This window comes from Micromonospora globispora (assembly GCF_003857015.1).
Classification (GTDB): Bacteria; Actinomycetota; Actinomycetes; order Mycobacteriales; family Micromonosporaceae; genus Micromonospora; species Micromonospora globispora.
The window spans coordinates 1-1,093 of the sequence record NZ_QGGF01000736.1; the positions used below are offsets into that span (position 1 = coordinate 1).

Consider the following 1,093-nt stretch of genomic DNA (forward strand, 5'->3'; position numbering starts at 1 on the left):
GCCGGCACGTCGCGCGGCGCCGGTGGCAGGTTGGCGAAGGCGAGCTGCTGCTCCCCGGCGGCGTGCAGCACGGTCACCTCGACCGCGTGCACCGCCGCCGCCCCGCCGATCCCGTCGAGCAGGCGGGCGGCCTCGGCCACCGCCGGGTCGTACTGCTTCATGTAGCCCACCATGAGCGCCGCCGCCCCGCTGGCCGACGCCGCGGTCAACTGGTCCGCCTCGGCGCCGGTGTAGGCCAGCGGCTTCTCGCAGAGCACCGGCAGGCCCTGGCGCAGCGCCTCGGCGGCGAGCCCGCCGTGCGAGCCGGAGGTCGCCAGCAGCACCGCGTCACATCCACCGGCCGCCAGCATCTCGTCGGCGTCCGCGTACCGGCGGGCCGGCTCGACGCCGTACCGGGCGCCCAGTTCGCTCAGCCGAGACGGGGACAGGTCGCTGAGCGCGACGATGTCGAACAGATCGGACCGTCGTTGCAGCAGCGGCAGGTGCACGGTACGGGCGATCACGCCCAGCCCGGCAACGGCGATCCGGATCCGCTTGCCCGCCTCGGTCATCGCAGCGCCTCCTCCAGCCACCGCCGGTTGTCGCGCTGGTCCGCGCGGATCCGGTCCCGGTCCCGCCCCTCGGCCGGGGCGTCCTGCTCGATCACCAGCCAGCCGGTGTAGCCGATCTCGTCGAGGCCGCGCAGCACCCCGGCGAAATCGACGTCCCCAGTGCCCAGGGCGCAGAAGCCGCCGGCGGCGACCACCTCGGTGAGGCCGCCGCCGGCCTCGCGTATCCGCTGGTGCACGGCCAGGTCGGCGTCCTTGAGGTGCACCTGCCCGATTCGTCCGGCCCACCGGTGGACCGCCGCGACCGGGTCGCCGCCGGCCAGGCGCAGGTGCCCGGTGTCCAGGCAGACCGCGACGTCGGTGAGTTCCAGCAGCCGGTCCGCCTCCGCCTCGGTCTCCACGTCGGTGCCGAGGTGGTAGTGGAACACCGGTTCCAGGCCGCGGTCCCGGCACCGGTCGACGGCCTGCTGCACCCGCGCCGCGAAGCCGGGCCAGCCGCTGGCCGGCAGCGCGGCGGTCAGGTGCGGTGGGGTGCCCGGGTGGGC

At 75.8% G+C, this 1,093-nt stretch carries 2 protein-coding genes; both read right to left on the reverse strand.

The window, feature by feature from the left end; all coding sequences use genetic code 11:
• Positions 1 to 551 (reverse strand): Gfo/Idh/MocA family protein (locus DKL51_RS33015; RefSeq protein WP_148097928.1); only part of this gene is annotated, 551 nt, incomplete at its 3' end.
• Positions 548 to 1,093 (reverse strand): sugar phosphate isomerase/epimerase family protein (locus tag DKL51_RS33020; RefSeq protein WP_148097929.1); only part of this gene is annotated, 546 nt, incomplete at its 5' end. The genes DKL51_RS33015 and DKL51_RS33020, both read right to left, overlap by 4 nt.